This window comes from Bacillus sp. BS3(2021) (genome assembly GCF_021043345.1).
Taxonomy (GTDB): Bacteria; Bacillota; Bacilli; order Bacillales; family Bacillaceae; genus Bacillus; species Bacillus paralicheniformis.
The window spans coordinates 200,068-223,395 of record NZ_JAJNDM010000006.1 but is presented as its reverse complement, the minus strand read 5'-3'; the positions used below and the strand labels follow the sequence as shown (position 1 = coordinate 223,395).

Annotated in this window: 22 protein-coding genes and 1 riboswitch; of the genes, 20 read left to right on the top strand and 2 right to left on the bottom strand. The window is 44.4% G+C overall.

Annotation, left to right across the window (positions count from 1 at the left end; all coding sequences use genetic code 11):
- Positions 1 to 103 precede the first annotated feature (103 nt).
- The 10 genes from LQ247_RS15290 to LQ247_RS15245 all read left to right on the top strand — a co-directional run bounded on the left by LQ247_RS15290 (position 104) and on the right by LQ247_RS15245 (position 11,280).
- A complete protein-coding gene (locus tag LQ247_RS15290; protein ID WP_020451999.1) occupies positions 104 to 826 on the top strand; it encodes a response regulator transcription factor in 723 nt (240 codons plus the stop codon).
- Positions 823 to 2,604 carry an ATP-binding protein gene (locus LQ247_RS15285; protein ID WP_101561045.1) on the top strand — a complete coding sequence of 594 codons (1,782 nt, stop codon included), beginning with the start codon at positions 823 to 825 and terminating at the stop codon, positions 2,602 to 2,604. Before LQ247_RS15290 ends, LQ247_RS15285 begins: the two co-directional genes overlap by 4 nt.
- A 420-nt stretch (positions 2,605 to 3,024) precedes the next feature.
- Positions 3,025 to 3,726 (top strand): response regulator transcription factor, encoded by a 702-nt coding sequence (locus LQ247_RS15280; protein WP_101561245.1) that lies wholly within the window; start codon positions 3,025 to 3,027, stop codon positions 3,724 to 3,726.
- A gap of 3 nt (positions 3,727 to 3,729) precedes the next feature.
- Positions 3,730 to 5,181, top strand: a complete 1,452-nt coding sequence (locus LQ247_RS15275) for a HAMP domain-containing sensor histidine kinase (RefSeq protein ID WP_101561044.1) — start codon at positions 3,730 to 3,732, stop codon at positions 5,179 to 5,181.
- Positions 5,178 to 6,311, top strand: coding sequence for a WD40 repeat domain-containing protein (locus LQ247_RS15270; protein WP_101561043.1), 1,134 nt, complete (start codon positions 5,178 to 5,180; stop codon positions 6,309 to 6,311). The genes LQ247_RS15275 and LQ247_RS15270 overlap by 4 nt, the downstream gene beginning before the upstream one ends.
- 342 nt (positions 6,312 to 6,653) lie before the next feature.
- Entirely contained in the window at positions 6,654 to 7,484 is an 831-nt protein-coding gene (locus tag LQ247_RS15265) for a polysaccharide deacetylase family protein (RefSeq protein ID WP_035338499.1), read from the top strand.
- A gap of 34 nt (positions 7,485 to 7,518) precedes the next feature.
- The gene (locus LQ247_RS15260) at positions 7,519 to 8,433 is read left to right on the top strand and encodes an LCP family glycopolymer transferase (protein WP_101561042.1); all 915 of its coding nucleotides are present in this window, start codon (positions 7,519 to 7,521) and stop codon (positions 8,431 to 8,433) included.
- Between the two features lie 272 nt (positions 8,434 to 8,705).
- Positions 8,706 to 9,290: an RNA polymerase sigma factor SigX gene (gene sigX / locus LQ247_RS15255; RefSeq protein ID WP_023857476.1), complete on the top strand. Its 585-nt coding sequence runs from the start codon at positions 8,706 to 8,708 to the stop codon at positions 9,288 to 9,290.
- A complete protein-coding gene (locus tag LQ247_RS15250; protein ID WP_023857475.1) occupies positions 9,226 to 10,332 on the top strand; it encodes a GerMN domain-containing protein in 1,107 nt (368 codons plus the stop codon). Before sigX ends, LQ247_RS15250 begins: the two co-directional genes overlap by 65 nt.
- A 123-nt stretch (positions 10,333 to 10,455) precedes the next feature.
- Positions 10,456 to 11,280, top strand: a complete 825-nt coding sequence (locus LQ247_RS15245) for a M23 family metallopeptidase (RefSeq protein ID WP_035338504.1) — start codon at positions 10,456 to 10,458, stop codon at positions 11,278 to 11,280.
- A gap of 48 nt (positions 11,281 to 11,328) precedes the next feature.
- On the opposite strand, the gene serA is transcribed toward LQ247_RS15245, so the two are convergent.
- Complete coding sequence (serA, locus tag LQ247_RS15240; protein WP_023857473.1) at positions 11,329 to 12,906, bottom strand: phosphoglycerate dehydrogenase; 1,578 nt, start codon at positions 12,904 to 12,906, stop codon at positions 11,329 to 11,331.
- Positions 12,907 to 13,159: 253 nt separating this feature from the next.
- Positions 13,160 to 13,293: riboswitch (FMN riboswitch) on the top strand.
- Between the two features lie 155 nt (positions 13,294 to 13,448).
- On the opposite strand from serA, the gene LQ247_RS15235 reads away from it, so the two are divergent.
- Positions 13,449 to 14,030: an ECF transporter S component gene (locus tag LQ247_RS15235; protein ID WP_035338506.1), complete on the top strand. Its 582-nt coding sequence runs from the start codon at positions 13,449 to 13,451 to the stop codon at positions 14,028 to 14,030.
- Between the two features lie 138 nt (positions 14,031 to 14,168).
- On the opposite strand, the gene LQ247_RS15230 is transcribed toward LQ247_RS15235, so the two are convergent.
- A complete protein-coding gene (locus LQ247_RS15230; protein ID WP_003183064.1) occupies positions 14,169 to 14,417 on the bottom strand; it encodes a ferredoxin in 249 nt (82 codons plus the stop codon).
- Positions 14,418 to 14,680: 263 nt separating this feature from the next.
- Here LQ247_RS15230 and LQ247_RS15225 point away from each other — a divergent pair, with 263 nt between their 5' ends.
- From LQ247_RS15225 to LQ247_RS15185, 9 genes are all read left to right on the top strand, one after another.
- Positions 14,681 to 15,739 carry a helix-turn-helix domain-containing protein gene (locus tag LQ247_RS15225; protein WP_023857471.1) on the top strand — a complete coding sequence of 353 codons (1,059 nt, stop codon included), beginning with the start codon at positions 14,681 to 14,683 and terminating at the stop codon, positions 15,737 to 15,739.
- The gene (locus LQ247_RS15220; protein ID WP_105980428.1) at positions 15,732 to 17,228 is read left to right on the top strand and encodes a RecQ family ATP-dependent DNA helicase; all 1,497 of its coding nucleotides are present in this window, start codon (positions 15,732 to 15,734) and stop codon (positions 17,226 to 17,228) included. The genes LQ247_RS15225 and LQ247_RS15220 overlap by 8 nt, the downstream gene beginning before the upstream one ends.
- Complete coding sequence (locus LQ247_RS15215) at positions 17,222 to 17,866, top strand: CPBP family intramembrane glutamic endopeptidase (protein WP_023857469.1); 645 nt, start codon at positions 17,222 to 17,224, stop codon at positions 17,864 to 17,866. Before LQ247_RS15220 ends, LQ247_RS15215 begins: the two co-directional genes overlap by 7 nt.
- Position 17,867: 1 nt before the next feature.
- Positions 17,868 to 18,596 (top strand): LysM peptidoglycan-binding domain-containing protein, encoded by a 729-nt coding sequence (locus tag LQ247_RS15210; protein WP_026579370.1) that lies wholly within the window; start codon positions 17,868 to 17,870, stop codon positions 18,594 to 18,596.
- A gap of 121 nt (positions 18,597 to 18,717) precedes the next feature.
- Positions 18,718 to 19,107: a YpbF family protein gene (locus LQ247_RS15205; RefSeq protein WP_229029999.1), complete on the top strand. Its 390-nt coding sequence runs from the start codon at positions 18,718 to 18,720 to the stop codon at positions 19,105 to 19,107.
- Positions 19,108 to 19,187: 80 nt separating this feature from the next.
- On the top strand, positions 19,188 to 19,973 hold the full coding sequence (locus tag LQ247_RS15200; RefSeq protein ID WP_020451982.1) for a metallophosphoesterase: 786 nt from the start codon (positions 19,188 to 19,190) through the stop codon (positions 19,971 to 19,973).
- Positions 19,974 to 20,126: 153 nt separating this feature from the next.
- Positions 20,127 to 20,711, top strand: coding sequence for a genetic competence negative regulator (locus LQ247_RS15195; RefSeq protein WP_020451981.1), 585 nt, complete (start codon positions 20,127 to 20,129; stop codon positions 20,709 to 20,711).
- A 195-nt stretch (positions 20,712 to 20,906) separates the two neighbouring features.
- Positions 20,907 to 22,181, top strand: coding sequence for a Glu/Leu/Phe/Val family dehydrogenase (locus LQ247_RS15190; RefSeq protein WP_020451980.1), 1,275 nt, complete (start codon positions 20,907 to 20,909; stop codon positions 22,179 to 22,181).
- Between the two features lie 89 nt (positions 22,182 to 22,270).
- On the top strand, positions 22,271 to 23,236 hold the full coding sequence (locus tag LQ247_RS15185) for a YpdA family putative bacillithiol disulfide reductase (RefSeq protein ID WP_023857466.1): 966 nt from the start codon (positions 22,271 to 22,273) through the stop codon (positions 23,234 to 23,236).
- Positions 23,237 to 23,328: the final 92 nt, after the last annotated feature.

The window sequence follows — 23,328 nt, the reverse complement described above, 5'->3', positions numbered from 1 at the left end:
CCGCAGCTTATCGTTTTAAATTGGGAAAGGCCATTCTTAGCTTGGCTTACGATCGCTTTTCTAATAAAATGAATGTAAGAAGATTCAAATCAGGAGGTTTACGATGGAACAGACGAAAGAGACAAAAATATTAGTAGTAGACGATGAGGCAAGAATCAGACGACTTTTAAAAATGTACCTGGAAAGGGAAAATTATAAGATCGAGGAAGCCGAGAATGGCGACGAAGCCATCGATAAAGCCCTGGGCAACGAATACGATTTAATCCTGCTCGATTTGATGATGCCAGGAACCGACGGCATTGAAGTATGCCGCCAAGTACGCGACAAAAAAGCCACTCCGATCATCATGCTGACGGCGAAAGGCGAAGAAGCGAACCGGGTGCAGGGCTTTGAAGTCGGAACCGATGACTATATTGTAAAACCTTTCAGTCCGAGGGAAGTGGTGCTGAGAGTCAAAGCGCTCTTGAGAAGATCATCGCAAACCTCTTATCTGAATACAGATACAACGGCAAAAAATGTTCTTGTTTTTTCTCACTTATCCATTGATCACGATGCTCACAGAGTTATGGCGGACGGAACCGAAGTCAGCCTGACGCCGAAAGAATATGAACTGCTTTACTTCCTGGCCAAAACTCCTGATAAAGTATACGATCGTGAAAAGCTGCTGAAGGAAGTATGGCAATACGAGTTTTTCGGCGATTTGAGAACGGTCGACACCCATGTTAAACGTCTACGTGAAAAATTGAACAAAGTCTCGCCGAAAGCTGCGAAAAAAATCGTAACGGTATGGGGTGTCGGGTATAAATTTGAGGTCGGAAACGAATGAAGTTTTGGAAGAGCGTAGTCGGTAAACTGTGGTTTACCATACTGCTTTTGGTTTCATTTGTCTTATTTATCCTTACGTTCTTTCTGCTTGAGTTTATTGAAAACTACCATGTCGATGAAGCGGAAGCTGATTTGACAAAGCTCGCCAGCAAGGTGGCCGTCATCATGGAAAACCATAAAGACCAGGAGACGGCCAGATCGATCACATGGGAGCTTGCCGATGAACTGACGAGCATCACCGTTATCAAAAATGAGAATGAATATTGGTATTCACCGCGGGAAAATCAAAAAGTGGCTTCCATTACATTAAAAGATATTAAAAATGATTCCGATCTGAACGAAGCGCTTCAGAAGCATCAAAAAGTGCAGAAGCGGACGGTCATCTCCAATCAAAAGAACGATCAGCTGATTGTCGGTGTACCGTACGGGAAAGGCGAAGATGAAGGCATGGTGTTTCTTTCTCAATCGCTTCTTGCCGTGAAAGATACGACACAGCATACGACAAGGTATATTCTCTTTGCCGCTGCGATTGCGATTGTGTTAACGACGATTTTCGCTTTCTTCCTGTCAAGCCGGATTACCTACCCGCTCAGAAAAATGCGGCAGGGTGCACAGGATCTTGCAAAAGGGAAGTTTGATACGAAGATTCCGATCCTGACCCAGGATGAAATCGGCGAGCTGGCGATTGCCTTTAACCAAATGGGGCGCCAGCTGAAGTTCCATATTACAGCGCTCAATCAGGAAAAGGAGCATTTGTCGAATATCTTAAGCAGTATGGCAGACGGCGTGATCACCATCAATATCGACGGGACGATCCTTGTGACTAACCCTCCGGCTGAACGCTTTTTACAGGCCTGGTATTATGAGCAGAACATGAATGTAAAAGAAGGCCATGAACTGCCTCCTGAAGCGCGCGAGCTTTTTCAAAACACCGTCGGCACGGAGAAGGAGCAGATGATTGAAATGACCCTGCAAGGCAGAACATGGGTGCTGCTCATGAGTCCGCTGTACAATCAGTCACATGTGCGCGGAGCGGTCGCCGTTTTGAGGGATATGACGGAGGAAAGACGGCTTGATAAGCTGCGAAAAGATTTTATCGCCAATGTCAGCCATGAGCTGAGAACACCGATTTCGATGCTTCAAGGGTACAGTGAAGCAATCGTTGACGACATTGCAAGCTCTGAGGAAGAAAAAAAGGAAATCGCGCAGGTCATCTATGACGAGTCTTTACGAATGGGAAGGCTTGTGAATGATTTGCTGGACCTTGCCAGAATGGAGGCGGGCCATATTTCCTTAAACGTAGAACAGGTGGAGCTCCGCGAATTTTTCGAGAGGGTGTTCAGAAAGTTTTACGGAGTGGCCGGTGACAAAGAAATTACGCTTTCTCACAATCTTGATCTGCACGAAGCCAAATTTGTGTTTGATCCGGACAAAATGGAGCAGGTATTAACGAACCTGATTGACAACGCGATCCGCCATACAAATGCCGGCGGCACCGTACATGTCGATGTGCAGTCAGTGCAAAGCGGGCTGAAAATCGCCGTGAAAGACTCGGGCAGCGGCATCCCAGAAGAGGACCTGCCGTTTATTTTTGAACGCTTTTACAAGGCGGATAAAGCAAGGACGAGAGGAAAAGGCGGGACGGGCCTCGGACTTGCGATCGTTAAAAACATCGTCGATGCACACAACGGATCGATCACCGTCCACAGCATGCTGAACGAAGGTACTTCCTTCACGTTTTACATTCCAAGAAATAAGCAGGATGTTGGCCAAATTTGACGAAGAATCTTGTTCCATAAGAAACAAAGAGCACCTGTTCATGAAGAACAGGTGCTCCGTTATTTGAGGGCAATTTGTATCCAAGTTGTAAAATTTCTGCTTATCCTGAAACGTTTTTGCCTTTGTTGCCGTTAAAAGAGTGGGGATTCCAAAAGACAGATGAACATCAGAGGAAATGGATGAAGGATTTGGACAAATGGACTAGTGAAAATCACATATTGACATAATTGCTCCCGTTCTGATCATCTATAAAAGGCCGTTTATTTTTTCTGCGCCTTAAAAGTCCGCCAGCGCTCCAATTGCGGACCGTCAAAGGAAGAGTTTGGTTTGGATTTATGTATAATCTCTATAGAAGGATGCGAGAAACAAAAGAGGTTTCTAGACAAAATAAACTTGAAACAGGGAATGAGTGATGACTTTATGGATAAAACCAAAATACTGATTATAGAAGATGATGAAGCAATTGCTGATTTGCTTGCTTACGGGCTGACGTCCGAAGGTTTTGAAACGTGCACGGTCAATAACGGCTCTTCAGGCATGAGGGAATTAGATCAATTCAAACCTGATCTTCTGCTGCTCGATTGGATGCTGCCTGACTGCAGCGGATTGGATATTTGCAAAACAGTGACTGAAAGCTATAATATTCCGATACTGATGATCACCGCAAAATCAGATGTCACGGATAAAATACTCGGGTTGGAATTCGGGGCCGATGACTATATTACAAAGCCGTTTGATCTGCGCGAAGTTGTCGCGAGAATTCGCACGATCCTTCGGCGTCTGGAACAAGCCTATCATGTGAACGAACGGGAAACGGAAAAAGAGGATGAGATCCGGTTTAAAAATATTGTGATCATCCCGGGTGAAAGACTGGTGAAAAAAGACGGGGCAGCCGTCGAATTGACTCCTAAAGAATATGATCTGCTGATGACTTTGGTTGATCATCGGGGAAAAGTTTTTACGCGTTCAGAGCTTTTAGAATTCATTTGGGGATACGATTTTTTCGGTGACACCCGTACAGTTGATACCCATATTCAAAGACTCCGCAAAAAGCTCGATGCAAGCGACTTGATTAAAACGGTGTTCGGTATCGGATATAAATTCGAGAAGCAGGAGGAGTAGAGAGTGTTACGGACCATCAAGGGCAAGTTTATTGTTGGCTTTTTTCTGATTTTTTCTCTCTCTTTCCTTGTGCTCAATCATACGGTTAAGAACGTGATTTGGTCGAGTAATGAAAAAATTGTAACATCGGATTTAGTCGAACTGAAAAAAAACAGTACCGCCTATGTAAACCAGGCATTTTTAATCAATCATTATAAAAACAATGAACTTTATTTCGGTGATATGGCCGATGAAATGGTAGATAATTTGAATCACTCCACAGGAAGCAATGTCGGTGTTTATACCGTGAATGGCGCATTGTTGTCTGCTTCTGATCAGAAGGCGTTTTCCCGTGGAAGTGATGAAGATCTTAAACAGGCGATCAAAGGAAAGACTGCCTATCATATCACCTATAACCGCAATAAAGCAGAAGTGTTTTTTTCATACCCGGTTGTCGTTGAAGGCACAAAAGTAGGCATATTACGCTTTTCGAAAAATTTCGACCTGCAGTATAAGCAAAGCGGAGAGATTCTGGATATTGTTTTTTACATCGCACTTGCCATATTTTTGGCGGCGTTTCTTTTCTCCTATATCCTGTCCAGACATATCACGATTCCGCTCGTCAAGCTGACAGATGCCACCTCGCAAGTCAAGAAGGGTAAACTGGATATGGATATCCACTTTAATAGAAAAGATGAAATTGGCCAGCTTGCCATCAACTTTAACGATATGATCAGCAGAATTCGAGAACAAATTTTAACTATCGAAAGGGATCGTGACCGTTTAAAGGAATTGAACGAACAAGAAAAACGATTTTTTGACAATATGACGCATGAGCTGAAAACACCTCTGACTTCCATCCAAGGATATGCAGAGATCATAAAAGATAAAGGGGAATCGGATCGGGTGTTTTTTGATAAAGGAATGAACCACATTGTTGAAGAAAGCAGGCGCCTGCATCATTTGGTGATCAAGCTTCTTGAAGTATCCCGGGAACCTGCCAAGGGCGCTCAATTTGACAGGGTCGAGGCAGGGGAAATTTTAAAAGATGTTTGCGAATCGATGAAGTTTCGGGCAGAACGGTATAAGAAAAGGATTACCTGTGACATTGAAGATGGCCTGTACGTTCACGGTCAGGTGAGCAGGCTGCGCCAGCTTTTTATCAATCTGCTGGACAACGCCATCAAATACAGCTTATCTCATTCGGAAATCTTCATTAAGGCCGAAATCGTTGGTGAAAACATTCTTTTTACATTCAAGAATCCAAGTGCTCCATTGGAAAATGACCAACACTCCAAAATGTTCCAGCCTTTTTATTCAGTCAATCAGAAGATTAAGGAAGAGGGAAGTGTAGGTTTGGGATTAAGCATTGTGAAAACAATTGTTGACGAACACGGAGGAACAATCGAGATGTTCTACAAGGAAAACCATACAATGATTCATGTTGAATTAGCTTACGCAAAGGTTGAGAAATGATGAAAAACAAACCGTTTATCATATGGGCAGGAGTGCTGTTGTTTCTGGTCATTATCGTGTCCAGTTATAATGTCGGAAAAAGATCGGAAACGATTATTATCCATAGCGGGGAAGAAAATCATAGCGATGACCAGAAGACCCGCCCTTTTCAAGTCAATACGATTTATCGCCTTCCAAAAGCAGGGCAGCTGCTTGGGTGGTCTTCACCGGATTCCGTTGTCGGTTTTTTCAAGGGAGATGGGACATCCGAACGTACAGCGCGCAGTCTTCAGCGCCTTTCCTCCCCCTATGAAAAAGCTGAAATCGTAAAAGGCATTGAAAGCAACATGTCCAACCTGAAAATGTCTCCAGACGGAAAGCGTATCGCCGGAGTCACTTTGTCATTAAGTAAGACATCAATGCAGCTGTTTTCGCCGGCGAACGGAAAAAACACAGAAATCGCCAGCATCTCCGCCAGCAATGAGGTCTATGTCCAAGATGTTTCATGGTCAAATAATAGCAGATACGTTTGTTATCTCGTTTTAGATGTTGGGCAGGGGAATCAGACAAGCCTTCGTGTTTATGATACGGATTCCGGAACGCTCAAAACGTATACATTGAATGATTTTGCGGAGAAAGATTCGCTTACGGGAGTTAACATCTCTGATAATGGACGAGATTTGCTGCTTACCGTGTTGCAGCGTTCCGACGAGTACGGGATTAGAATGGGAACGATTGACGGCAACCGCATCAAAATCCAGGACAAGCGTCTGGACAGCCGCGGCGGGCCTGTTTGGTTAAACAATGATCAATTTGTATTCCTGGACACAGGGGAAACCCTGTACGAATATGATCGCAGAAACGGCGAGCTTTCTGCTCTGCTCGAAAAAGTAACTGTTTTTAAATTCTCAAACGACTTAAAGAAAATCGCCTACTCTTTGAAGGATGAAGACAATATCTATGCAGGCAAGCTTCAAGGGAAAAATATCCTGTATGAAGAACCGATATACCACGGCACCATCCCTTCGGAAATATATTGGAGCCCGGACGGCAACAGCCTGCTCGTTAGCGCACAATACCAGTATCCTTCTATGGAGAGTGCATCGGCGCGATTTTTAGAAGAACAAGCTTATATCATCACATTTAAATAACCGATCGTTTTATACTTTAATATCAGGCAAAAAAAACCTTATTTCAGTTAAATACCGAAATAAGGTTTTTCTTTTTATCCATTCCTTTCTCACTATCCCCTTCAAGGTAATAAGTCTTATTATTTACTGATTAACATCCCTCAAAAAATGATGTTTTTCCTCTTTTTGTGACGTTTTGTTTACAAGTTGGCCGAACTTCTGCGATATCTTCCCTTTATATTTAAAGAGCATCCTTCTTATAGAACGTTGTCTTCAAATAGCAGCTTAAAAATTGTCATTTGGATGTGACGAGATTAAAAGAAACCTAGTGATTGATAATTACAGCTTAAGGAGTTGGAAAAAGTGTCAAATTCACCAAAAGAAGATCGTAAATTGAGCGCACTAGGAAAATTAGTGCTGGGTATGTTGATTGTACTGGGGGTGACTTTGTTATGCATTTCGTGGAATGCACTCGCTGGTCCAAAGCAGGAACCGCTAAAAGAAAATTCCTCCGCTTCAGCACCTGTGACGGGAGGCAAACATAAAGCAGAGAAAAAAGAAAATAAGCAAACAGCGCCGGAAATCGGAAAGGTCGTCTATTTGTCATTTGACGACGGGCCGAATCCTGCGGCTTCAGATAAAATCTTAAGTTTGCTCGATAAGTATCATGCAAAAGCTACTTTTTTCATGTTAAAACCGAATATCGAACAAAATCCCGATATTGTGAGAAAAATGGTTGAAAGCGGCCACTCTGTCGGCTCTCACGGCGTGACGCACCAAGTATCGAAAATCTATAAATCTCCTGAAAGCTTTGCAGCAGAAATGAACGATACGTTGAAAACAATCAAAGAAACGACCAACGTTGACACGCATTTGATCAGATCGCCTTACGGATCAAAGCCTTATATTACCGGTCCATTTCAAGAAGTCATTAAGCGCGACCACTTTAATCTTTGGGACTGGACTGTTGATTCAGAGGACTGGAAATCTGCAAATACAAACGGTCAATTCGTCAATAATGTGATTCAGCAAGTCAATAACCTTTCCGGTGTTGAGCCGCTTGTCGTATTAATGCATGAAAAACCGACAACTGCGGCCCATTTGGAGAAACTATTGAAATACTTTCAGGAAAACGGATATGAAATGAAGCCTATTCATGATTCGATAAAACCGGTTCATTTCAGATGGAATTAAAAAATATGACCTGGATCAACAAGGAAGGGATACTATGGTGAAAATGAGAAAAAGAAAACTAAAGATGAAAAATGTGATATTGTTCGCCCTCGCGCTAGTGATAACGATTGGCAGTGTGGTTTCATACGGGATTTACCGTACCGTCGCAAAATCAATAAATGGAATGTACGAACCTCTTCACAAGGATGCCGAGCAGAAGGATACTGCTCCGCACGATCCTATATCCATTCTCTTATTAGGGATAGATGAGCGCCCTGGTGATAAAGGACGACCGGATTCTATGATTGTGATGACGATTAACCCGGAGACAAAGAAAACGACAATGACAAGTATTCCGCGTGATACAAGGGTGTTTATCAAATCGAAGAATAAATTTTCGAAAATGAATTCGGCCTACACCTATGGCGGAATTGAAGGGACCGTTGAAACTGTAGAACAATTTTTGAACATTCCCATTAATTATTATATTAAAATCAATATGGATGGGTTTAAAGATATTGTCGATGCAATTGGCGGCATTACGGTGGATAATCGGATTGATTTCACCCTTGAAGGCGTGCATCTGTCAAAAGGAAAGCAGCATCTTAATGGCAAAACTGCTTTGACATATGCTAGGATGAGAAAAGACGATCCCCGCGGTGATTTTGGACGTCAAGAGCGTCAGCGTGAGATCATCAATGAAATCATTCATGAAGGTGCCCAATTAAAATCATTAACAAACTATCAAGAAATTTTGACAGCATTAGAAAAAAACATCAAAACAAACTTAACACTGGACAAGATGATCGATATTCAACATTCTTATAAAGAAGCTGCCAAGGATATTAAACAGATAGAAATTGAGGGTGAAGATAAAAAAGTTGACGGCTTATGGTATCACCTGGTGACTGACGAAAAGAGAAAGGAGATTTCCAAAAAGCTTCGCCAACAATTGGACTTAAAGTCATAAACGGATGAAAATCAGTCCATTTCAAAGGATCCGCCTTAAGGAACGTTCCGATTATGAGTATACGGACGCAGCTTAGTGAGAAAGCGGAAGTTCCTGTAAGCTTGGCACCTGTTCATTTAGAACGGGTGCTTTTATGCTTGTTAAGTTAAAATTAAGCTTAACTTTAGTTAAACCCCCTTTCCATTTTCATATGTTCGTAATATAGTTGTAATAGTTGTAATGTAACCTTTTAAGATTGACAAACGACAATAAATTGAACGGAGGGGTTTCAGGTGGAAGAAACCTTTCAGAAAATATATGATCAGTATCATCAGGATTTATTTCAGTTTTTATTTTATATGGTAAAAGACAAAAACCAGGCAGAAGACTTAGTTCAGGAAGTATATATCCGCGTCCTGCATTCTTATGAAACATTTGAAGGCAGAAGCAGCGAAAAAACCTGGCTTCTTTCGATTGCGCGGCACGTTGCGATCGACTGGTTCAGAAAGCAGCAGACGATCCGCCAGCGGATTTTGGGGACGTTTGACTGGGAGAAGCAAGATGTAAAAGACCGCAAGCCTCTGCCTGAGGACATCGTGATGCAGAATGAAAACCTGAAGGAAATTTTCGAGGCCCTTGACAGGTGTACGCTTGATCAAAGATCCGTTATCGTATTGCGGTTTATCCAAGGGTATTCGATCAGTGAAACGGCAAAAGCCTTAAATTTTTCCGAAAGCAAGGTGAAAACCACTCAGCACCGCGGTCTGAAAGTGCTTCGTAAACAGATGGAGCTTTTGAAGGAGGATCCAAAGAATGAAGAAGTCAGAATGGAACGAAGAACGGCTGAAGGCGTTACTAAGCCAACTTCCAACGGTTAAGGATAATCGTTCGGCAAATCAGATCTATCAAAAGCTGATTTTCGCACCAAAGCGTAAATCACCGAAAAAACGGGTCGGCGCATTTGCTGCTACAGTTTTGGTTCTCTTTCTTCTGATGCTGATCACTCCTCAATTAATCGAACAGATCAGATCTCAAAACAGCGCCGACGCCAACATTTCATCTGACGGAAAATTGGTGCAGACGGAGGCTGATGCTGCCAAGTCTGAACCTGCAAATACGTTTGTCGTCTCCCAGAATCAAAAAGACGACTATATCACCTTCGCTTTCCTTGACAAGTCCAAGTCTGTCGTTGTCCCGATAAGTCTTGAGAAAAGCATAAGCATGACGAATCTTGAAGATGCACTTCACGCATACAGCCGGCTCAAAGTGGACCAATTTACATCATTTGATACATCTTATCTTGATCAGGTGAAGTTCAAAGAACAGAAAAACGGTAAAAAACTGACGATTCAAGTAAATGAAAAAATACCGGAGCTTTCAGTGGAAGATTTCGAACGGCTGAAAAATGTGATCAACGAAACCTTTAAATGGGGTTCATATGATTCTGTTTTGTTTATTTCCGATGATGAATCTGGCGTTGAATTTGAATCATTCGGAATGCTCGCTGATATGGCGATTATGCATCAGACGCAAAAAGGCTACTATTTATATGAAAGCTCTGACGGACGCCGGTTCCTTGCACCTTCAAGCGAATCTTACGAAACGGTGCAGGAAGCGATAAAGATGATGAAAGTTAAAGAAAGCGGCACTCATTTACAACCCATTCTATCCGATGATACAAAGATTGAAGATATTCAAAAGAATGGAAAAGAACTGATCATTCAATTTTCTTCCTCCGCGAATATTGAAAATAAACCTGAAGACGTTTTGATGGTTGAAGGCCTTCTATTGACCGCCAAAGATTTCGGGTTCACAAAAGTGAAATTTAAAAATGCATCCACAACCAAGGTCGGCGCCTATGACTTGTCGAAATCTGTACAGGTTCCGTACGCACCGAATCCGATAACGATAGAAAGCTAAAAGACTCCCCGCGCGGAGTCTTTTTTTGATGTATAAAATGTATTGATTTGGAAGTATACTAAGCTGTCTCCGAATAGGGGGAATTTTACCGCAGATGCTTGTAATAGGAGGATATGGAAACCCTTGAAGATACTCAGACATCAAAACTTCCTGTTCGCGATCGCATGGCTTTCGGGGCTTGCGTTTCTCGTCACTACGCCGGGAGCGGCAGCTTCAGAGTGGATTGAACCGATTAAAGGGGAGATCACAGATCAATTCGGGACGAGAGACGGAAAACATAAGGGGCTTGACATTGCCGCTCCTGAAGGGGAAGCTGTAGCGGCAGCCGCAGACGGAACGGTAAGCAAATCGTATCAATCGGACTCCTACGGCCACGTGATATTTATCAAACATGACAACGGATATGAAACCGTTTATGCCCACTTAAGCAAACGCCTGAAAAAGGAAAAAGAACGGGTGAAAAAAGGCGAGCAAATCGGAATCATCGGCAATACGGGAATATCGACCGGAACCCACCTGCATTTTGAAATGCATCACGGTTCATGGACTGAAGATAAAAGATATGCAATCAATCCGCTGACGGTGCTTCGTGAAGAAGCGTTCCAGCAAAATTCGGTCCACGTTCATCAAAACACCGGGACAATGAGCGGTGCCGTAACTGTTCAAAAAGGGGACACGCTCTGGAAAATCAGCAAGGATAGCGGTATATCTATCGAGGAGATCATGAGAATAAACGGGTTGAAACATTCGAAGCTTAAGGCCGGCCAAACACTCCGCCTTCATGACGATGAACCGAAGACCGGCACATATGTGGTGCAGAAAGGGGATACGCTTCATCATATCGCCGAAAAAATGGGCGTTACTGTCCGGCACCTCAAAGAATGGAACGATTTGAAAGGCGAACAGATTTATCCCCGCCAGCTGCTTGAGATCAGGGAGAGTTCCTAAAAAAAACGGAACCCGAAAGGAATTTCTTTCAGGTTCCGGGGCTTTTTATTAAGGAAGGTCGATGACTTTAACAGACACGATATCCGGGATGTTTTTCAGCTCATTTAAAATATCGTCCTCAAGGTGGCGGTCAAATGAAAGCATCATGATCGCTTCTCCGCCTTTTTCTTTTCGGCCCACCTGCATAGTGGCGATGTTGATGTCATGGTCTCCTAAAATTCGTCCGACATGGCCGATAGCCCCCGGTTTATCCTGGTGGTGAATATACACAAGGTGTCCAGCCGGATAAAAATCGATATCAAAGCCGTTTAAGGCAACGATGCGACCGCCGAAGTGCGGAATGTACGTCGCTCTTAAAGAGAATGTCGTCACATCTCCGGTGACAGTCACAGAAATGCAGTTTTCATAGCCTGACTCATTGGAAGAAATTTTTTCGCTGAAGCTGATGCCGCGCTCTTTCGCGACAGTGCCGGCATTCACTTCGTTGACGGTAGCCGCGACCCTCGGCTTCAGGAATCCGGCCAAAAGGCTTTTCGTAATAAATGACGTTTCAAGCTTGGCGATAGAGCCTTCATATTGAATGGCTACATCTTGAACAGGCTCATTCATACACTGAGACACAAGGTTTCCGATCGTATTGGCAAACTGATGATAAGGCTGGATTTTTTCGAATGAATCCTTTGTCATGGCCGGAAGGTTGATCGCGGACATCACAGGATTTCCTTGCGCATATTGAAGGACTTCTTCGGAAACTTGTGCAGCGACATTCAGCTGAGCTTCTTTCGTTGAAGCGCCCAAGTGAGGAGTCGCGACCACAAGCGGATGATCGATCAGTTTTGAATCGACCGGAGGCTCGACTTCAAACACATCGAGGGCAGCGCCTGCGACATGTCCGCTTTCCAAAGCTTCCAAAAGCGCCGCTTCATCGATGATCCCGCCTCTTGCACAGTTCACGAGACGAACGCCTTTTTTCGTCTTTGCGATGGTTTCTTTGTTCAAAAGTCCCTTCGTTTCTTTTGTGAGCGGGGTATGAACTGTAATAATGTCAGCGCATGCCAGAACTTCTTCAAAGCTGTTCGCGTTAACGCCGAGCTTGCTTGCCCTTTCTTGCGTCAGGAACGGGTCAAATACATGAACGGTCATGCCGAACGCTTTTGCGCGGCTCGCGATTTCGCTTCCAATGCGGCCCATTCCGATGATGCCGAGGGTTTTTCCGTAAAGCTCTGAACCGACGTAAGCCGAACGATTCCACTCCCTGGATTTAACGGAGATGTTTGCCTGCGGAATATGTCTCATTAACGCTGAAAACATTGCAAAAGTATGTTCAGCAGTTGAAATTGTATTTCCGTTTGGCGCGTTTACGACGATGACACCGTGCTTTGTCGCCTCGTCAATATCGATATTGTCGACGCCGACACCTGCTCTGGCAACAATTTTTAGCGAAGTCATCTTTTTAAACAATTCTTCGGTCACCTTCGTGGCGCTCCGCACCAAGAGAGCGTCAAACGTATGAAGCTCGTCTTCCGCTTCCGCAACATTCTTTTCTACAATTTCAATAAAATCTGCTTCCATTAATGGTTTGAGGCCGTCGCTGGACATTTTATCTGAGACCAATACTCGAAACATGTAAGATTTCCTCCTAAATAAGCGTCATAAATATCTGATAATTTACCATATTCCATAAAGGGTGTCAATGAGTTTCGCGCGGAAAGACGAAAATTAAAAATGAAATAACTGTGAATGTGCGGTTTTTAGTGTGTGGAAAAAGTGAGTTTGCCGAAATATTCTGAAGGACGCCCCAAAACAGCGCAATAAGCTTTGAATCTGTACATTTTTTCACAATTCATTTATAATAATATCAGTATCAAAAATAAATAAGATCAATCTTCGGGGCAGGGTGAAATTCCCTACCGGCGGTGATGAGCAAGCGCTCTAAGCCCGCGAGCCTCTTTAGGGGCAGGATTCGGTGCGATTCCGAAGCCGACAGTATAGTCTGGATGGGAGAAGATGGAGGTTCCGTGCGTTTTGAAATGATATTTTCAAACGTTTATTTGACCTGTCTGTAAAACAGCCCCGCTTTTTCAATAAAGCGGGTTTTTTGTTTAGGGCAGGGGGAAAGAACCATTCCTCTTTTCGTGAGATGTGATCGAAAAGGAGAGAGTGACAAAATGAAACACAACAAGGTGAGACGTCTCGTCTCAATCAGCATGCTGAGCAGCATCGCATTTATTTTAATGATGCTGAGTTTTCCGATCTTGGGGGCATTCCCGTATTTGAAAATCGATTTCAGTGATATCCCGGCACTGCTCGCTGTTATTTTGTATGGTCCGGGAGCCGGAATTGCCGTTGAAGCGATCAAAAACGTGCTGAATTACTTTATTGCCGGAAGCGCCTCAGGCGTTCCGATTGATCAGGCCGCTAACTTCATTGCCGGAACATTGTTTATCCTGCCGGCGGCTGTGCTGCTTAAAAAATCAAGTTCTGCCAAAGGGTTTGTCACAGCTCTTTTCGCAGGGACGCTTGTGATGGCCGTTTCGATGAGCATTTTAAATTATCTATTATTTCTGCCTGCCTACACTTGGTTTTTAAATGCTCCAGTGCTATCGGGAGAAGCGCTCAAAACCACAGTTTTGGCCGGAATCCTGCCATTTAATTTCATCAAAGGCATCGCTGTGGCTCTCGTGTCCACGCCGATTTTCCTTTCGTTGAAGCCGCGGCTGAAGGAAAACGTCCGCATGGCCGCCAAATAAATAGACATGAAAAATGCCCGGCACAGTGCCGGGCATTTTCAGCTGCAGAAGGAGCCGGCTTCTTTTTGCTTGTTGGCGAAGCAGTGCTTATCTGATAAAAAAACATCCGGCACTTTGTGCACCGGATGTTTTTTTGCTTTATTCGTGTTTAAGCGGGTCGCCTTCGAACGGCTCATCCGCAACTTTGATCGAATCTGTAGGACAGCCTTCAAATGCGTCCATCATGTCTTCTTCCAAGACGTCAGGGACTTCGACGACACCCTGATTGTCGTCAAGGGTGACAAACGCGATTCCCTCATCGTCGTAATCATAAATATCAGGAGCCGCAGCACCACAAGCTCCGCATGCGATGCACGTATCTTTGTCTACAATTGTATATTTTGGCATGAATAAAAAACCTCCCAGATTGTTCTTCGTTGGAACAAATGGTTTAACCCTCTATCTATCCGATATGAAACCTATTCCCATTCCTTATTGTAATGGTGTTAATCTTACATTTCAACTCAAAAATATTGAGAATGCTTATCACACAAGGGTTCTACTGCTAACATACCCCTTTTATATGAGTTTAAACGTCGATTTCTCCGCAAAATCTGTTAAAATAAAAAGAAGAAAAGATCGAATGTTGCCGGAAGATTGTAGGTGATGATATGCCGGTTCATTTTTTTGACGCCATTGTGCTCGACATTCTGTCATCCATGAAGGGTGAGCGTTCTTCAAGCGCGGTCTATCATTTATTAAAAGGAAAAAGGTCGTCACAGACGATACAGGACGCTGGTTTATTTGCCGTTTCAAAATACTTTGGCTTTTGCTCGGCTCTGTCCAGAGAGCAGGTGACAGTCAGCGTTCAACAATTGAAACAGGAGTCTTTGGTCAGAGAAAAAGCGGAAAGCGGCGCTTACATCGTCACCGAAAAAGGAGAAGCGGAACTTGCCGGCTTTTTTGCCCTTTACCCGTGGCCCCGCCATTTTCACGGCGGCTATTATCAGGCGGCAGCCAAAATCATGTGGGCAAGGATGTCGCTTTTGATTCAGGTGCTCTCCAACAAACTTTACCGCGAACGCGTGTATTTACCGATCGTAAAAGATTATCAGATTCAGAACTGGGTTAAACAATATTTAAGAAGCCGGAATGCCGCTGAAACAGCAGCCCAGTTTCACCATGAGCTGAAAGAGAAGCTGTCTGTTTTGAACGATGATGAACAGGCCGCTATTTTTGTCCACTCCCTGACTTCCGGGGCAAAAGCGGGCTATACATTTAGACAGCTTTCCGAAAAAATGGACCTTGATGAGTGGTACATATATGCACTGTTTTGGGATGTTCTGCATCATTTTATTCAATCCGCCCAAAATGGTGAAAGTCCGCTTTTTCAAACGCTTATTCAGGACATTCCTTTGAATGATGGCTTGACACAATCGACGAGAAAAACGCTTTTTCTTATAAAAGAAGGGCATACAATAGACCGGATCGCAGACATTCGAAAGCTGAAAGCGGCGACGATCGAGGATCACATTGTGGAAATTGCCATTCATGATCCGTCTTTTTCCATCGATCAGTACGTGTCGAAAGAGGAGCAGAAAATCATTGCCGATTATGCGAAAGCGAACCAAACCAATAAAATCAGACAAATTAAAGAGGGGCTCGGCGGCCGATACAGCTATTTTAAAATCCGCCTGGCCTTGTCGAAAACGGTGATCAGGAATGGATAAACTTCATCAGGCGCTCCGCCGGTACTTTGGTTATCATACTTTTAAAAACGGCCAGGAAACGATCATCAAAAGCGTGCTGGAGGGGCGGGACACGGTGGCGATGCTTCCGACAGGAGGCGGGAAATCGCTGTGCTACCAGCTTCCCGGATTGTTGAAAGACGGAACCGTCCTGATCGTCTCACCGCTTTTGTCTTTAATGGAAGACCAGGTGCAGCAATTAAAAATGCGCGGAGAGAAGCGGGCCGCGGCCTTGAACAGCGCTTTGACACACCAGGAAAAAAATGACGTATTAAGTCGGCTTCACTGCCTCAAATATCTGTATATTTCACCAGAAGCCCTCCAGTCCGGCCAAGTGCTGAAAAAGCTTCAATTGCTCAATGTCAGCCTTTTTGTCGTTGATGAAGCTCACTGCATTTCACAATGGGGGCATGATTTCAGGCCTGATTATTCGAAGCTTGGAGACATCAAGGCGCTCCTCGGTCATCCCGTCACCCTGGCGCTTACAGCGACGGCAACCGAAGCGACATTGAAGGACATTTCCAATATGCTGGGGCTTAAAGGCGCCAATTATTTGATCCATTCCGTTGATCGCCCGAACATTGCGCTTCATATTGAAAAGTTGCGGGATACCGCTGAGAAGACGGAGCGACTGACAGGGCTGGTTCAAAAGCTGCAAGGTCCCGGTCTTGTCTATTGCCCGACAAGAAAATGGGCTGAAGAACTGGCTGACAAGCTTCGTGATGAGACAAAATTGAGAACGGGATTTTATCATGGCGGGATGGAGGCAAGCGACAGGATGCTGATTCAGCAGCAGTTCATTCGCAACCAGCTTGATGTAGTCTGCTGCACGAACGCCTTCGGTATGGGAGTTGACAAGCCTGATGTCAGATATGTGATCCATTTCAGCCTCCCGCAGACGACAGAGGCGTATCTGCAGGAAATCGGACGTGCGGGCAGGGATGGAAAGCAGAGCGTCAGCATTTTGCTGAAAGCTCCGGGAGACGAGGAAATCCAGGAGCAGCTCATTCAAATGGAAGCACTCTCTCAAAGTGATATCGGCTTTTTATACGAAAAGCTTGCCGGAGTGAAAGATGAGCGAAACCGGCGGGAAGTTCTACAGCAGGCCGGTTTATCTGAAACGCAAGCCCGCCATTTTCTACATCTTTATCAGAAGGTGCATCACCTTGGCGACGACGGCCGGGCGGTCATTCAGAGGGAGATGGACAGCCGCAGGGAGCTCAAGTTGAAAAAAGCGGCTGGGTTCGCCGCCGTCACCGAAAGCGAAGGGTGTTTCAGGGAAAGCTTGCTCGCTTATTTTAATGAACAAAAAGAACCGCTGGAAACGGATGACACAGCGTGCTGTACATCCTGCGGTTTAAGTCTTGAAGCATACGAAGCCAAAGGAGACCGTCCGTCTATGAACAAATTGACAGCGTGGGAAGAAGAATTAGATGCCATATTTGCCGCCAGCTGTGATCGTGTATGCTGAAAAAGCAGTCGGAAATCATACGTCGCCTGTCAGACAGGGAAATGCTGAAACAGCTCTATTTTTCCCAGATGCTGATGCTTTTTACCGCATTATTGATGGGCATCTTTTTATTTGATGATGCAGACGATTTTTTGTCGCTTTGGAATCCATCGGACTTGAGCATCTTGAAATACGGGGCGCCGCTCGCGGCTCTCGTGATTATCGCCGACCTGATGGTGATGAAATGGGCTCCGAAGCATATGTATGACGATGAAGGGATAAATGAAAAGCTTTTTCGTGAACGCTCGTACCCGCATATCGTGATTCTTACCCTTTTCATTGCATTTGCAGAGGAAATATTGTTCAGAGGCGTTATTCAGACGCATTTCGGTCTCTGGGCAGCGAGCATTATTTTCGCGATTTTGCATTTTCGTTATTTGAAAAAATGGCTGCTGTTTGTAATGGTTGTGTCCATCAGCTTTTTGCTCGGATTGAGCTTTGAATGGACAGGGAATTTATTCGTTCCTGTGACGGCACACTTTTTGATCGATGTTGTATTTGCGTGCCAGATTCGTTTTCAACACGTAAGGAGGAGTTCGCATGACGGAGATGTCAAGGATAGAGAGGAAGAAGAAGGAGCAGGAGAAGGCCCGTGCTGAAATGAGCCGGGAGGCGGCCGCGGCTGTTGAACTGAAGACACCTGATGATGACATTCCTTCCAGGCAGACGTATCACAAAAAAAAGAAGCACAGCAAAAAAAAGAATAAAGACAGAAATCCGCTATTCACGTCACTTGCAGTCATGTTTGTTTTCATTCCGATCATCGTCTTCGTGGTGTTTATGTACATGCTGAACCAAGACAAAGGCGGCGATTCCAACTCTGATCAGTATGATAATGTGTTTTATGAAAACAAATCCGGTGAGACGGGAATGACGAATGAAAATCAAAACGGTGAACAAGAAGCGGATCAAAAGGCGGCTTCGCAGCATACAGCCGCCGCCCTTCAAGAAGAAAAGCTGAAAGAGAACAAACAATCGGAAAATAAAGAGGATGAACCGTCAAAAAAAGACGAGCAAAAGGAAAAAGAGCAGCCTAAAGAGGCAAAAAAAGCTGAGGAGAAGCCTGTCGCTGCAAAGAAGCCTACCGCACCGAAGCAGCCTGCGGAACAAGAGAAGAAAACGGCAAGCGCAGCTCAAACGCCGCCCGTTCAGCAAGCGCCGCAGCCCAAAAAGGTGCTGAAGCACACGGTTGGCGAAAAAGAGACGCTTTATCGGATTTCGATGAAATATTATAAGAACCGGTCAGGAGAGGAAAAAATCCGCAATTATAATCAATTATCAGGCAACAATGTCTACACCGGCCAGATTCTGAATATCCCGATTTATTAACAATGGCATCATTTTGCCCGCGAATACATATACATTGTACTATCAAATAGGACAAGGTGTGAGGACTGTGGGAAGCGAGCTTGAAGAGCTGAACCGTTTTACGGACGAACCGACGAAACAAATGCTCCGCGCCTTAATTAAAAGGAAGAAAAAGTACGAAAACTATGCCAGACAGACATTCAGGTGGCAGGCGCTGGCGGCGATATGCGCGGTTTCGTTTTGTTTGTTTGCAGCGTCAAAAGGGCTCGGGCAAAACGGCTTCCTTTCCGGCTTGCTGAATGACTCCGTCTACCTGCTTTGGATTTTGTCGGCCGCTTTTGCATACAGCACCGCTTACTATTTTAAAAAGAAGGAAGAAAAAGCAGAAGGGGAATTTCATAAGCTGAGATGCGAGATTATTCAGAAAAGCACGGATTTATGGCCCCAGCCTGAAGAGTGGAAATCAAGGGAAACGGTTTTTAAGATCATGAAACAGCAGTATGACATTAATCTTTATTTCGAAAGCAAATAAAAAAGACGTTTTCTTATTAAAAGAAACGTCTTTTTGCATAAAGCCGTCTTATGATAAACAAAACAGATTGGAGAATGCACATGATCTATTGGCTCAGTCTGGCTTCGGCCGTTTTCATCGGTTTTGCTGCTTTAGTGTGGAAAATGTCAGGTATCGCGCGAGAAAACCGGGTATTGAAAGCCGAGTTTTCGCTCAGGCGCCTAAATAACGAATTGACCGTCTTTTTTATTTCGGATATTCATAGGCGGACAGTCAGTGAAGACATTATTCGTGAAGTGAAAGAACACGGGGTTCAGCTCGTCTTGATCGGCGGCGACTTAGCGGAGGGCGGCGTTCCTTATTCGAGAATTGAAGAAAATATCAAAAGGCTTTCAAGTTTGGGAAAAACGTATTTTGTATGGGGAAATAACGATTATGAAGTTGATCAGGAAAGGCTGCAGGAAATATTCAGGGCACATGGCGTAACGCCTTTGCGCAATGCTTCGGTTTTGCATGACCATCAAGGACAAGCCGTCAATATTTGCGGAGTGGATGACATCAGGCTCGAATTGGATGATTACCCGGCAGCGCTCAGAGGCGTGCAGCAGGATTTTCCGACCATCCTTGTGTCACATAATCCGGAGATTCATCATCAAATACAGGAGACGGACGGTATTGATCTCATATTGAGCGGTCATACCCACGGAGGACAGATTCGCCTCGGCAGATTCGGGCTCTGTGAAATCGGAGGAACCGGAACCGTTCATCAGGCGCCGTACTTGATCAGCAACGGCTATGGCACATCGAAGCTTCCGCTGCGGCTGGGAGCGAGGCCGGAAACCCATCTGATTAAGCTGGTCCCGGGACCCTGCATGGAAGGAAACTGATGCTTTTTCACTGAAAAGGAACGAAAAGGCGGCATTGTGCTTGTCTTCCGCCCAAACACAGTGTAAACTGGTATCAAAATTAAGAACCTATGACTCATCATCTCCATATAATAAGATATATGATGTGTGCAAGAAGAGGCAGGAGGGAACGTTATGCGGCTTGAGCGTCTAAATTATAATAAGATCAAAATCTTTCTGACACTTGACGATCTGACAGACCGGGGGCTGACGAAAGAAGACCTTTGGAAAGACTCATTTAAAGTTCAGCAGCTGTTTAAAGACATGATGAACGAAGCGAATACAGAGCTCGGGTTCGAAGCGAATGGCCCAATCGCTGTTGAAGTGTATTCTCTTCAAGCACAAGGAATGGTCATCATTGTCACAAAAAATCAAGAAACAGATGAAGACGATAATGAGTATGATGAGGACTATATTGAAATGCAAGTCAAACTTGGCGAAAGTGTTGACATTATATATGAATTTCAAACGTTTGAGCATCTGATTGAACTTTCCAAAAACCTGGACCGCATCGGTATTCAAGGCGGGACAGTCTACCACTATGAAGACAGGTATTTCTTAAGTCTCGACGATTTTGACTCCCATGAGGCTGACGGCGTGATTTCGATTTTAGCCGAATATGGGAATCCGACGACTTTAACGATTTACAGGCTTCAGGAATACGGAAAGAAAATCATGGAAAACAATGCCGTTCAGACCATTCAGACATATTTCAAATAGCCCGCATTTAAAAAAGATATTCTGCTGTGTTAAACAGCAGTTTTTTTCTGCCGAAAATAAGAATATAACAAAAAAGATTTTTCTCGAATATTTTCACGAAAAATGGTTGATTGTTCTTTGCATGATTAGTGCAAGGGTGTATACTATTCTCTGAAAGGACAACATGCCAGAAAGACTTTAGGAGGTTAACTTATAATGGTAGCCGATCAAAACACCGGTCATACTGAAGAAAACACACATGACGTTTTGAAATCAACGCAAACGGTGATACATAAGGCGCTTGAAAAATTGGGGTATCCTGAAGAGGTGTATGAATTACTAAAAGAACCGATCCGTTTTTTAACGGTGAAAATTCCGGTTCGCATGGACGATGGATCTGTTAAGATTTTCACGGGCTACCGAGCCCAGCACAATGATGCAGTAGGGCCGACAAAAGGCGGCATCCGTTTTCATCCGGGAGTTACAGAAAAAGAAGTTAAAGCGCTTTCTATTTGGATGAGTCTGAAATGCGGCATCATCGACCTTCCATATGGAGGCGGAAAGGGCGGGATCATCTGTGATCCGCGGGATATGTCCTTTCCTGAACTGGAACGTTTAAGCAGAGGGTACGTCCGGGCGATCAGCCAAATTGTCGGACCGACAAAAGACGTGCCGGCTCCCGATGTATTTACCAATTCTCAAATCATGGCATGGATGATGGACGAATATTCAAGAATCGACGAATTCAACTCGCCGGGCTTCATTACCGGCAAACCGCTCGTTTTAGGTGGTTCTCACGGCAGAGAATCTGCGACAGCAAAAGGGGTTACAATCTGCATTAAAGAGGCGGCGAAAAAGAAAGACATCGACATCGAGGGAGCTTCTGTCGTCGTGCAGGGGTTCGGAAATGCGGGAAGCTACCTTGCGAAATTCATGTATGACGCGGGTGCAAAAGTTGTCGGCATTTCTGATGCATACGGCGGCCTGTATGATCCTGAAGGGCTTGACATCGATTACCTGCTTGACCGCCGGGACAGCTTTGGGACGGTCACAAAGCTGTTTAATGACACCATTACAAACAAAGAACTGCTGGAACTGGAATGCGACATTCTGGTGCCGGCTGCAATAGAAAATCAAATTACCGCGGAAAACGCCCATAACATCAAGGCGAAAATCGTTGTCGAAGCAGCCAACGGCCCGACGACGCTCGAAGCGACGAAAATTCTTTCCGACCGCGGCATTCTTCTTGTACCGGACGTGCTGGCAAGCGCCGGCGGTGTAACCGTATCGTATTTTGAGTGGGTGCAAAACAACCAGGGATTCTACTGGACTGAAGAAGAAGTTGAAGAACGTTTGGAAAAAATGATGGTCAAGTCGTTCAACAATATTTACGAAATGGCGCACAACCGCAGAATCGACATGCGGCTTGCAGCCTATATGGTGGGCGTCCGCAAGATGGCGGAAGCATCCCGCTTCAGAGGCTGGATATAGGTTCAAACATTTGCAACAACCCAAAAAATCTCCTATCATAAAATAGGAGATTTTTTGATTTGCCCGATATGACAGGAGATGAACGGAACATGAAAGAAGAAAAAGTGATCATTATCGGCGGTGGCCCCTGCGGGCTTTCAGCAGCTATTCACATGCAAGAGATCGGAATAGATGCACTCGTCATTGAAAAAGGAAACATCGTCAACAGCATTTATCAATATCCTACACACCAAACCTTTTTCAGCTCAAGCGAAAAACTTGAAATTGGCGATGTCGCTTTTATTACTGAAAATCACAAGCCGGTCAGAAATCAGGCGCTTTCTTATTACAGGGAAGTCGCCAAGCGGAAAAATTTGCGGATCAACGCGTTTGAGAAAGTTCAATCCGTCACAAAAACAGAAAATAACCAATTTGTCGTGGAAACATCAAAGGATACGTATTTGTCGTCATTTTGCGTGATCGCAACGGGATATTATGACAACCCGAACTATATGAACGTCCCGGGAGAAGACCTTCCGAAAGTGTTCCATTATTTTAAAGAGGCTCATCCGTATTTTGATAAAGATGTTGCGGTTATCGGCGGGAAAAACTCAAGCGTCGACGCGGCGATGGAGCTCGTTAAAGCGGGCGCAAGAGTGACCGTTCTGTACAGAGGGAACGAATATTCCTCCAGCATCAAACCATGGATCCTTCCCGAATTCCTTTCGCTTGTCAAGCACGGAAAAATCAGAATGGAATTCCGGGCGGTCGTCAAAGAAATTACGGAAGAAGAGCTGATTTTTTCTGTCGACGGAAAAGAGACCAAGATCAAAAATGATTTTGTATTCGCGATGACAGGCTATCACCCTGATCACGGCTTCCTTCAAAAAATGGGAGTCGAAATTGACGCGGAGTCGGGCCGTCCTTCCTTTAATGAAGAAACGATGGAGACGAACGAAGAAGGCATCTTCATCGCCGGCGTTATTGCGGCCGGGAACAACGCAAATGAAATCTTCATTGAAAACGGACGTTTTCACGGCGGCTTAATTGCAGCTGAAATTGCTAAACGAATATAAAACCAATATTTTATGATTTGTATCAGGCAAAAGAGAGCATATTCTATATATAGATGTGCTCTCTTTTTTTATCGGCACACAGATCAACATGA

Excerpts from the sequence above, each read along its gene's own strand:
- LQ247_RS15210 (WP_026579370.1), top strand. The coding sequence starts at position 17,868 with ATGAGCCGGGAGGCGGCCGCGGCTGTTGAACTGAAGACACCTGATGAT.
- LQ247_RS15185 (WP_023857466.1), top strand. The coding sequence starts at position 22,271 with ATGAAAGAAGAAAAAGTGATCATTATCGGCGGTGGCCCCTGCGGGCTT.
- LQ247_RS15190 (WP_020451980.1), top strand. The coding sequence starts at position 20,907 with ATGGTAGCCGATCAAAACACCGGTCATACTGAAGAAAACACACATGAC.
- LQ247_RS15205 (WP_229029999.1), top strand. The coding sequence starts at position 18,718 with ATGCTCCGCGCCTTAATTAAAAGGAAGAAAAAGTACGAAAACTATGCC.
- LQ247_RS15225 (WP_023857471.1), top strand. The coding sequence starts at position 14,681 with ATGCCGGTTCATTTTTTTGACGCCATTGTGCTCGACATTCTGTCATCC.
- LQ247_RS15270 (WP_101561043.1), top strand. The coding sequence starts at position 5,178 with ATGATGAAAAACAAACCGTTTATCATATGGGCAGGAGTGCTGTTGTTT.
- serA (WP_023857473.1), bottom strand. The coding sequence starts at position 12,906 with ATGTTTCGAGTATTGGTCTCAGATAAAATGTCCAGCGACGGCCTCAAA.
- LQ247_RS15220 (WP_105980428.1), top strand. The coding sequence starts at position 15,732 with ATGGATAAACTTCATCAGGCGCTCCGCCGGTACTTTGGTTATCATACT.
- LQ247_RS15280 (WP_101561245.1), top strand. The coding sequence starts at position 3,025 with ATGGATAAAACCAAAATACTGATTATAGAAGATGATGAAGCAATTGCT.
- LQ247_RS15290 (WP_020451999.1), top strand. The coding sequence starts at position 104 with ATGGAACAGACGAAAGAGACAAAAATATTAGTAGTAGACGATGAGGCA.
- LQ247_RS15195 (WP_020451981.1), top strand. The coding sequence starts at position 20,127 with ATGCGGCTTGAGCGTCTAAATTATAATAAGATCAAAATCTTTCTGACA.
- LQ247_RS15285 (WP_101561045.1), top strand. The coding sequence starts at position 823 with ATGAAGTTTTGGAAGAGCGTAGTCGGTAAACTGTGGTTTACCATACTG.
- LQ247_RS15230 (WP_003183064.1), bottom strand. The coding sequence starts at position 14,417 with ATGCCAAAATATACAATTGTAGACAAAGATACGTGCATCGCATGCGGA.
- LQ247_RS15200 (WP_020451982.1), top strand. The coding sequence starts at position 19,188 with ATGATCTATTGGCTCAGTCTGGCTTCGGCCGTTTTCATCGGTTTTGCT.
- LQ247_RS15260 (WP_101561042.1), top strand. The coding sequence starts at position 7,519 with ATGGTGAAAATGAGAAAAAGAAAACTAAAGATGAAAAATGTGATATTG.
- LQ247_RS15235 (WP_035338506.1), top strand. The coding sequence starts at position 13,449 with ATGAAACACAACAAGGTGAGACGTCTCGTCTCAATCAGCATGCTGAGC.
- LQ247_RS15250 (WP_023857475.1), top strand. The coding sequence starts at position 9,226 with ATGAAGAAGTCAGAATGGAACGAAGAACGGCTGAAGGCGTTACTAAGC.
- LQ247_RS15215 (WP_023857469.1), top strand. The coding sequence starts at position 17,222 with ATGCTGAAAAAGCAGTCGGAAATCATACGTCGCCTGTCAGACAGGGAA.